The organism is Longimicrobium sp. (assembly GCF_036387355.1).
Lineage (GTDB): Bacteria > Gemmatimonadota > Gemmatimonadetes > Longimicrobiales > Longimicrobiaceae > Longimicrobium.
This window is the reverse complement of sequence record NZ_DASVTX010000140.1, coordinates 1-9,308: the sequence shown is the minus strand read 5'-3', so window position 1 is coordinate 9,308 and position 9,308 is coordinate 1. Positions and strand designations below refer to the sequence as shown.

Here is a 9,308-nt window from a genome sequence, read left to right as displayed (position 1 = left end):
AGGCGAACACTGCGGCCATGACGGGGAGGGCGTGCGCGGCGGCGGCACAGAGCGCCATCAGCGCCCAGCACGACGCCACGCAGTGCCGGCCCGTCACCACGCCGTAGCGCAGGCAGTCCGCGTCCGCGCGCCAGCCGGTCGCGGCGAGCGGCGTGGTCGCGTGGCAACGAAGCAGCCGCTCCCGGCGCCCGGGCGCGAGCTCCCACACTGCAGCGGCGACGGCGATCGCCAGCACGGCAATCCACCCGGCGCGGCTGCCGAGGGCGACCGCGGCGGCATCGATCCCCATCTGCACCGGCGTCCAGACCACCAGGAATCCCGCCACGAACCCCGCGATCGCCACGTGCCTGCGCAGGCCGGAGCGGGACGACGCCGCGTGGCGGACGTTCGTGAGTGCGAGCGGCAGCATCATGGCGATGGTCATCACCCCCGCGCGCAGGGCGTACATCCCCGCCCCGCCGCCGGCGGCCGCGCCGTCGTGCTGCATGTGCGCGTGTCCCGCATGTTCGTGCGCCGCCTGTGCATGGGCGTGAGCGTGAGGGATCAACGCCAGCGCCGCCCACCCCGCCGCGGCGGCGAGCACGGTCCACCACTCCGGATGATCCTCCACCCACCTCCGCACACGGCGCATCGGTCGTCCTCGGTCCAGGGGAATGCCTCATGGGGCTACTCCCTTGGACGGCCGGAGCCGCGTTTTTTCGCAGAATGACAACGAACGGGCGCGGCGGAGAGATTCCGCCGCGCCCGTTCTGTTTGCGCCACAGGTGGACCGCCCGCCGCGTCAGTGCGCGTTGGCGTCTTCGATCAGGTAGATCTTGGCGAGGTCTTCCTTGTGATCGCCCACGGTGAGCTCGAACAGGTACGTGCCGGCCGTGGGAAAGACGATGCCGTCCATGGGGATGGCCATCTGCGTGCGCGCGGCGCGGTGGACGGCGTACTGATCCTCCACCTGTGTCTGCGCGTTGATGGTGAGCACGGGGCTGCGCGCCGGATCCAGCAGGTTCACGCTGAAGTCGATGGCGCCGCGCTCCTCGGCGGCCCACTCCATGGTGACGACGAGCGTGAGCCGTTCCTGCTGCGCGGGAAAGCCCGGCGCGTACAGCTCATGGAAGACGCCATGCACGTCCATGCGCCCGTCGTGGCGCAGGTTGGCTTCTTCGGCGATGACGGAATAGAGAACGTTCAAGGTAGTGCGTGAGTGCGAAGGAACGGAAGTGAAGAACAGAAGTGCCCAGTTCCGAGTGCCCAGTGCCCAGTGCGCACCGGACGGCGGCCCCCACCCGGGTTCGCATGACTCACCCACCCTCCCCCAAAAAAGACTGGGGGAGGGTTGGGCATGGCGGATACTGCGGCGTGCGACTCGGAACGTCGTGCACCCACGGGGCCTGCTGAGCGAGTGAACTCGCCGCAATTACGGCGGAAGGCCTGACGAAGTACTGTGAGGCTTCACCTGCCCCGACTCGATCCGGCGCTGGACGATGGTGGCGCATCGCTCCGGATGACGCGCGCGGCGCAGTACCAGCACGCGCGGGCACGCATGGTGGCCTCGTCCGGAGCTCTGCTGAACGAGCCGAGCGCTCGGTCGCATGTGGCGCACCAGAGGCCCAACGCCCGCATCCTGCGGCCGCGGAGCCAGTCAAGAACGTTCGCCGCGGCCAGGATCCCGATCACGAAAGCCGCCATTACCCACGCAGGGATCGAGCTTTCCGGGGTTCGCGAAGCCTGTACGAGCCCCGCAACAACCGTCGCCACGCAGGCGAGCACGAATCCCTGTTCCCGGCGCGGAAGACGATGCGCGTCCCGGAAGCGCGCCTCCACCTCCGCGAGGGTGGGCAGCGTCGCCGCGCGCGTGCGCTCCTCGGCCGACTCCACGAAGACCTCCGCGCCACACCGCCGGCATGAAGATCCGTTCAGAGCCAGCATTCGCTGAAAGTCGATCAGCGGCGTCCCGCACGATGCGCATGCAAGCCCCAACAACCGGAACCTCCGGTTAGACCCGCGCCAGATGCTCGTTCCAAGCGACGCGAGCACGACGAGAACGAGGAGTACCATCCGCGTTGAGCGAAACGGAGGTCCCACGCCAGTCTGGAGGGCGTTCGACACGGGGATGATGGCGGCGAATCCGGGCACCAGCACCAGCATGGGCGCCCAGTGCCAGCGGTCCGCGACCCTGCGTCGTGCATGAAATTCAGCGCGTGTCATGGGAGACCCTACGCGCCGTGTGTCGCAAAGTTGCGCGTTTGCCGCCCGCGCCACACCGCCGTTGGGGTGTGCCCCCTCTCCCACATCTGTTCATGGGCGAGGGTGGACGCGTCTCAGCGCGGACGGGTGAGGGCCACACTCGCCCCCGCGCCCGACTCCGCCCCCCGCAGCTCTGAGCCCGAAGCGCCTACCGCTCCGTCCGCACCCGCACCGCCTCGGCGTGCCCGAACAGCCCTTCGCTCTCCGCCAGGCGGATCACATGCGGGGCGTCGCGCAGCAGGCGGGCGCGCGACAGGCCAATCAGGCTGGTGCGCTTTACGAAGTCGTACACGCCCAGCGGGCTGGCGAACCGCGCACTTCCACCCGTGGGCAGCACGTGGTTGGGTCCGGCGAAGTAGTCGCCCATGGGCTCGGGGCTGTTGGCGCCCAGAAAAATCGCCCCGACGTTGCGGATGCGCCCGGCCAGCGCAAGCGGCTCGCGCACCAGCAGTTCCAGGTGCTCCGGCGCGCGCAGGTCCGCCACTTCCGCCGCCTGCTCCAGATCGTCCACCAGGATGATGGCGCCCCAGTCGCTCAGCGCCGCGCGCGCCACCTCGCGCCGCGGGTTGCGCGCGAGCAGTTCCTCCAGCGCAGCGGGAACGGCTTCGGCCAGCGCTGCGGAGGGGGTCACCAGCCACGCGATGGCGTCCGGATCGTGCTCCGCCTGGCCGATCAGGTCGGCGGCGACGTGCACCGGGTCCGCCGCGTCGTCGGCGATCACCAGGATCTCGGACGGGCCCGCGACCATGTCGATGTCCACCCGCCCGAACACCTGCCGCTTGGCCTCGGCGACCCACTTGTTGCCCGGGCCCACGATCTTGTCCACGCGCCCGATGGTTTCCGTGCCGTACGCCAGCGCGCCCACCGCCTGCGCCCCGCCGATCCGCAGCACCTCGGTCACCCCCGCCACGTGCGCCGCGGCCAGGACGACGGGCAGGATCTCGCCATCGGGCGTGGGCGTGACCATGGCGATCTCGTCCACCCCGGCCACCGCGGCGGGGATCGCGTTCATCAACACGGATGACGGGTACGCCGCGCGGCCGCCGGGGACGTAGATGCCCACGCGGCGCAGCGGGGCCACACGCTGGCCCAGCAGCGTTCCGTCCGGCTCCACCTCCAGAAACCCGTGCTCGCGCTGCTTCTCGTGAAAGGCGCGCACGTTCTCCGCCGCACGGCGCAACGAATCCAGCAGCGCCGGATCGACGGACGCGGCGGCGTCCGCCAGCGCGTCCGCGCCGAAGCGCAGCCCGGCCGCGGACCCGGCGTCAAAGCGGTCAAAGCGCGCCGTGTACTCCAGCAGCGCCGCGTCGCCGCGTTCGGCCACGTCGCGCAGAATGCCGGCGACGGACTCGCGCAGCGCCGCGTCGTCCGTGGACGCGCCTGCGGCCAGGTCGCGGAGTTCGCGGTACGGCGGGGAGACGCGGAGAGTGTTGATCTGCAAAGGAGTACGAAAGTACGAGAGTGCGAAAGTACGAGAGTGACTCAGGTCCGGATGCTCAGATCAGCCGCGGCACTAGGGACTGAGCACTGGGCACTCGGCACTGAGCACTAAGTACTCCGCACTCAGCACTCACGCACCCCGCACTCACGCACTGCTCTTCTCAATCGCCCCCGCCAGGTCCGCGATCAGGCGCTGGTGCTCGTCCAGGCGCAGCTTGTGGCTGGCGCGGTTGACGATGAGCCGCGCGGTGCTGTCGGACACCTTTTCCACGACGACCAGCCCGTTCTCCGCCAGCGTGCGGCCGGTCTGCACCAGGTCCACGATCCAATGAGCCAGGCCCAGGAGTGGCGCCAGTTCCACCGATCCGGAGATGCGGATCAGCTCCACCTGCATCCCTTTCTGGGCAAAGAAGCGGCGGGCGCTCTCCACGTACTTGGTGGCCACGCGGGGCATGGTGCCGCCGGGGAGCAGCGGATACGCCGCGTCCGCCGGGGCCGCGACGGCCAGCATGCATCCGCCGAACCCCAGGTCCAGCGGCCGCAGCACGTCCTGCTGCCCCTCCTCCAGCACGTCCAGCCCCACGACGCCCGCGTCCGCCACTCCGCTTTCCACGTAGATGGGCACGTCGCCGCTCTTGACGGGCAGGAACTCGAAGCGCCCGTCCGCGGAGGGAAGGATGAGGCGGCGCGAGTCGCGCGCCTCCGCGGCGATCTCGGAGCCCACGCGGCCGAACAGCAGCAGCGCCTCGTCCATCATGCGCCCCTTGGGCAGGGCGATGCGCAGCGGCCGGCCGCTCACAGGACCTCCCCGAGCACGGCGGCCAGCGCGTCCGTCTCCAGCGCGAAGCCCACGGCGGGGCGGTCGGCGCCAAAGCGCGCCAGCAGGCCGTCGTACCGGCCGCCGAACGCCACCGCGCGCCCCAGCCCCGCCACGAACACCTCGAACTGCATCCCCGTGTAGTATCCCAGCCCGCGGATTTCGCCCAGGTCGTACACCACGTGTGCCCGCTCCTCTTCCGTCAGCAGCGCGTCAATGGCGCGCAGCCGCTCGATGGCCGCCTCCGCCTCCGGGCCCGAGGCGAGCGAGCGCGCGCGCAGCAGCACGTCGCCCCGGCCGATCAGCTCCGGCAGTTCCACCAGCGCGCGGGCGACTGCGGCCGGGGCGCCGTAGCGGCGGGCGCCATCCGCCAGGGCCGCGCGGTCCTTGCGGTCGATGGCGCTGCGCAGCGACTCCGCCTCGGCCTCGTTCAGCCCCGTGAGCAGCGGCTGCACGAAGCGGATGTCGCCCAGGTTGATCTGAAAGTCGCGGACCTGCAGCGCGCGCAGCAGGCCGATGGCGAGGCGCAGCGTTTCCACGTCCGCCTCCGGCCCCGCGCTGCCGATCAGTTCCGCCCCCAGCTGAAACGTTTCGCGCGCGTGGCCGCCACCCTCGGGGCGCTGCCGGTACACCTTGCCCGCGTACGACAGGCGCAGCGGCAGCTCCGCGTCGCGCAGGCGCGTGGAGGCCATGCGCGCGATGGCGCTGGTGAAGTCCGCGCGCAGCGCCACCAGCCGCCCGTCGCGGTCCACGAAGCGGATCAGCTCGTTGGCGAGCTGCGTTCCCGCGAGCGTGAACACCTCCTCGTACTCAAAGGTCGGCGGAATCACCTCGCGGTAGCCGCTTTCCTCGGCAAGGCCGAACCACGCGCGCTGCACGGTGCGGCGCAGGCGGACGTCGTCGGCCAGCAGGTCCTGCGAGCCCGGGGGTACCTGGGCCAGTCTGAGATTGGACATAGCCTGACAACTTATCGGCAGGCGCCGCGGCGCGGCAATCCCGCAGCCACGTCCGCCACCGCTTCTCACGAAGGGTGCGGAGGCATCAAGGAGACGATGGAGGAGCGGCGCCGACCTGCTACCCGCCGCAAACGGGGACGCACGGGAAGGAGAAGAGCACGAAGGGCCGCACCTTCCGTGGCGATTTTTCGGGGATGTGGCACGCGAAGTGCCTTGACGCAGGCTGTAACGGAAGCAGTGCCAACAAGTTCACACCTGCATAAAGGACGGCCCCATGGACATGATCCTGATTCTCGCCATCGTGCTGCTGCTCATTGGCGGACTTGGCGTGGGCGGCGTGATCGGCGCGCTCGGCCAGATTGCCTGGCTGCTCATCATCGTCGCGGTGATCGTGATCGCCTGGCGCGTGATCACCGGGCGCCGCGCGGTCTGAGCATCGCCCGGACGGAAAGCGGGGGCCGCCATTCGTGGCGGCCCCCGCTTTCGTCTGTTCTCTGAGGCCGTCAACCGCCGTTTGGCACGGAGGTCACGGACGAGCAGCAACAGACTAACTCTGTTCACGATGCGCCGGATGAAAGAACGGAGGTCGCGACGGCGAGAGCCCTCCGTGACCTCCGTTCTTTTCTCCGTGGCGTGTGAAACGGCGGTTCCAGCCGTCAGGCCAGCGCTTCCTTTGCCAGCCGGTTCAGCTCGCGGCCCTCGAAGCGGCCCTTTACCTGCGGGCTCACCGCCTTCATGATCCCGCCCAGGTCCTTGGCCCCGCCGTCGATGGCGGCGCGGATCATGGCGCGCACCTCGTCTTCGCCCAGCGCGGGCGGAAGGTAGCCCTGCAGCTGCGCGGCCTCGGCATCCTCTTTCTCCGACAGCTCGGTGCGGCCGGCGGCGCGGAACTGCTCGGCGGATTCGCGGCGGCGCTTGATGGCCGTGGTCACCAGGCCGGTCACGTCGTCGTCAGACACCTCGCGCCCCAGTTCAATCTCCTTGTTGCGCAGGTCGGCCAGAAAGCCGGTGAGCACCGTGGTGCGCAGCTTGTCGCGGTCGCGGCGCGCCTGGTTCAGGTCGGCGCGGAGCTGTTCCTTCAGCGTGGTCTGGGACATGGTCGGGCGAATGGGTGCGGGCCAGTGTTCTGCCCCGGAATCTACCGCCGCGGGCGGCCCGGCTCAACCGGGCGTTGCCGGAATCCGCATCTTCTTATACCATAGTAGCTTCCCACAGCCGCACCCGCGCCGCGAAACCCGCGGCGCCCGCACCCCGTAGTTCGCCCCGCGCTCCCCCCGGGGCGCGTCCCGCCGCTGGCCGGCGTTCTGCCGCGGCACGCAAGACCACCCTCCCCGAATGGACATGAGTCACGCACTCCTGCTGGACGGCGTCTCCAAGAGCTATTCCGGACACGCCGCGGTCAAGCAGCTCAGCCTGGCGGTTCCGCGCGGCACCATCTACGGCATTCTGGGCCCCAACGGCGCCGGCAAGAGCACCACCCTGCGCATGGTGATGAACATCATCATCCGCGACGCCGGCACCATCTCCCTCCTGGGCGCCGACCCCGAACGCGACAACACGGTGCTGCAGCGCGTGGGCTACCTGCCCGAAGAGCGCGGCCTGTACAAGAAGATGAGCGTCATGGACGTCATCACCTTCTTTGCCGGGCTCAAGGGCGTGCCCGCCCCGCGCGCCAAGGCCGAGGCCGCCCGCTGGCTGGACCGCATGGGGCTGGCGGACTGGCGCAACGCCAAGGTGGAGACGCTGAGCAAGGGGATGCAGCAGAAGGTGCAGTTCATCACCACGGTGGTGCACGCGCCGGAACTGCTGATTCTGGACGAGCCGCACTCGGGGCTGGACCCGGTGAACGCGCAGGTGCTGCGCGAGACGATCCTGCAGGCCCGCGACGAGGGGCGCACCGTCATCTTCAGCACGCACAACATGGAAAGCGCCGAGCAGATGTGCGAGCACGTCTGCATCATCGCCGGCGGCGAAAAAGTGCTGGACGGCAACCTGCGCGAGGTGCGCCGCGCCTACCGCGGCAACCGCTACGCCGTCGCGTTCGAAGATGCCTCCGCCGAGGCGGACCGCTTCATGGAGTCGTGGCCCGGGTTTGAGCGGGTGGAGCGCACGCGCGAGGGGTGGCTGGCCGAGCTGCGCGCGGACGTGGACCCGCGCGCGCTGGTGACCGCCGCCAACGGGCTGGACGCCACGCTGTCGCATTTTGAGCGGGTGCAGCCCACGCTGCACGAGATCTTTGTCGAAAAGGTGGGCGACGCCGCCCGTCCGCGCCGCAGCCCCGAGGTGGCCCATGCATAACGTGCTTCTCATCATCCGCCGCGAGTTCCTGGAGCGGGTGCGTACCAAGGCGTTCGTGATCGGCACCGTTCTGTTCCCGGTGTTCATGATCTCCATGATGGTGCTGCCCGCCCTCATCAAGCCGGGCGGCGGCGACCGCACCCTGGTGCTGGTGGACCAGTCGCCCAGCGGCATCGGCGCCAAAGTGGAGCAGCTCCTCAAGGCTCCGTCCGCCGACAAGCAGGCGATCCGCTACACCATCGAGCGCAGCACGCAGCCGCTGGAGGCCCAGCGCGCCTCGCTGAACGCCCGGGTGGAAAAGAAGGAGATCGACGGGTACGTGGTGATTGGCGCGGACGTGCTGCAGACCAGCAAGGTGATGTACCGCGCGCGCGACGTCACCAAGGTGCGCGTGGTGCAGGACCTGGACAGGGCGCTCTCCGCCGTGGTGCGGCAGGAGCGGATGGCCGGCACGGGGCTGACGGCCGCGCAGGTGGCGCAGCTGGTGAAGGGCGTGGACATCGACGCGGCCCGCGTGACCGGCGACGGCAAGGAATCCGGCAGCATGATGGCGACGATGGCGACGGCGTACGTCATCTTCTTCCTGTTCATGCAGCTCATTACGCTGTATGGGCAGAACGCCATGCGCAGCGTGCTGGAGGAAAAGAACAACCGCATCGTCGAAGTCATCATCAGCTCCGTGCGCCCCATGCACCTGATGGCGGGCAAGATCCTGGGCCTGGCCTCGGTGGCGCTGCTGCAGATCAGCATCTGGGTGAGCTTTACGGCGCTGGTGGCCTCGCAGCAGGAGTTTCTGTCGCGGCGGTTCGGCATGAGCGCCAGCGCGTTCAGCACGCTGCACATGGGTCCGGCCATGTGGGCCACGCTGCTGGTGTTCTTCTTCCTGGGCTTCATTCTGTACGCCGCCATGTACGCGGCGGCGGGCTCCACGGTCACGAGCGAGCAGGAGGCGCAGCAGCTTGCGCTCCCCATGATGCTCCCGCTGTTCGTTCCCGTGGTGTTCATCGCCAGCATTCTCATGGACCCCATGGGAACGCCGGCGCGGGTGCTTTCCATGATCCCGTTCACCTCGCCGGTGGTAATGCCCATGCGGGCGGTGTCCACGGACATTCCCCTTCTGGAGCTCGCCGCGTCCGTGTCGCTGCTTCTGGTGGGGGTGACGGCGGTGGTGTGGCTGGCCGGCAAGATCTACCGCGTGGGGATCCTGAGCACGGGCAAGAAGCCCACGCTCGCGGAACTGGGCCGGTGGCTCCGCGCCGCCTGATCCGCTTCTGCTTTGGATAAACGAGGGCGCGCTTCCCGTGCGGGGAGCGCGCCCTTGTTCGTTCTGCGGGCAGAACCTCGTCTCGCACGGAGGTCACGGAGGTCGCACGGAGGTCACGGGAACAGCAACTACGATCTCTAACAGAGACACAGAGGCACAGAGAAGAAAAGCGGACACACCGTGCAACGGAGCCTTGAGACGGGCCTGCTCCTCCCGCCGTTCGCCGCGTCTCTGCGTGAGGCTTTTCCTTGGCTGTTCCTATTCCCTATTCCCTATTCCCTATTCCCTATTC

At 69.2% G+C, this 9,308-nt stretch carries 10 protein-coding genes; 3 read left to right on the top strand and 7 right to left on the bottom strand.

Annotated features, from left to right (window positions below):
• The 6 genes from VF665_RS06545 to hisZ all read right to left on the bottom strand — a co-directional run.
• Positions 1-631: DUF2182 domain-containing protein (locus VF665_RS06545; RefSeq protein WP_331052607.1), on the bottom strand; the 631-nt coding region annotated here is incomplete at its 3' end.
• A 150-nt stretch (positions 632-781) separates the two neighbouring features.
• The gene (locus tag VF665_RS06540) at positions 782-1,186 is read right to left on the bottom strand and encodes a DUF6941 family protein (RefSeq protein WP_331052606.1); all 405 of its coding nucleotides are present in this window, start codon (positions 1,184-1,186) and stop codon (positions 782-784) included.
• 260 nt (positions 1,187-1,446) lie between these two features.
• Entirely contained in the window at positions 1,447-2,142 is a 696-nt protein-coding gene (locus VF665_RS06535) for a hypothetical protein (protein WP_331052605.1), read from the bottom strand.
• Positions 2,143-2,389: 247 nt separating this feature from the next.
• Complete coding sequence (gene hisD / locus VF665_RS06530) at positions 2,390-3,682, bottom strand: histidinol dehydrogenase (RefSeq protein ID WP_331052604.1); 1,293 nt, start codon at positions 3,680-3,682, stop codon at positions 2,390-2,392.
• 144 nt (positions 3,683-3,826) lie between these two features.
• Complete coding sequence (hisG, locus tag VF665_RS06525) at positions 3,827-4,480, bottom strand: ATP phosphoribosyltransferase (RefSeq protein WP_331052603.1); 654 nt, start codon at positions 4,478-4,480, stop codon at positions 3,827-3,829.
• Positions 4,477-5,454, bottom strand: coding sequence for an ATP phosphoribosyltransferase regulatory subunit (gene hisZ, locus VF665_RS06520; RefSeq protein ID WP_331052602.1), 978 nt, complete (start codon positions 5,452-5,454; stop codon positions 4,477-4,479). The genes hisG and hisZ overlap by 4 nt, the downstream gene beginning before the upstream one ends.
• A gap of 274 nt (positions 5,455-5,728) precedes the next feature.
• Between hisZ and VF665_RS06515 the strand changes: the two genes are divergently transcribed.
• A complete protein-coding gene (locus VF665_RS06515; RefSeq protein WP_331052601.1) occupies positions 5,729-5,887 on the top strand; it encodes a hypothetical protein in 159 nt (52 codons plus the stop codon).
• 223 nt (positions 5,888-6,110) lie between these two features.
• On the opposite strand, the gene VF665_RS06510 is transcribed toward VF665_RS06515, so the two are convergent.
• Positions 6,111-6,551, bottom strand: coding sequence for a GatB/YqeY domain-containing protein (locus tag VF665_RS06510; RefSeq protein ID WP_331052600.1), 441 nt, complete (start codon positions 6,549-6,551; stop codon positions 6,111-6,113).
• Positions 6,552-6,795: 244 nt separating this feature from the next.
• On the opposite strand from VF665_RS06510, the gene VF665_RS06505 reads away from it, so the two are divergent.
• Positions 6,796-7,752, top strand: coding sequence for an ABC transporter ATP-binding protein (locus VF665_RS06505; RefSeq protein WP_331052599.1), 957 nt, complete (start codon positions 6,796-6,798; stop codon positions 7,750-7,752).
• Positions 7,745-9,016: an ABC transporter permease gene (locus VF665_RS06500; protein ID WP_331052598.1), complete on the top strand. Its 1,272-nt coding sequence runs from the start codon at positions 7,745-7,747 to the stop codon at positions 9,014-9,016. Before VF665_RS06505 ends, VF665_RS06500 begins: the two co-directional genes overlap by 8 nt.
• Positions 9,017-9,308: the final 292 nt, after the last annotated feature.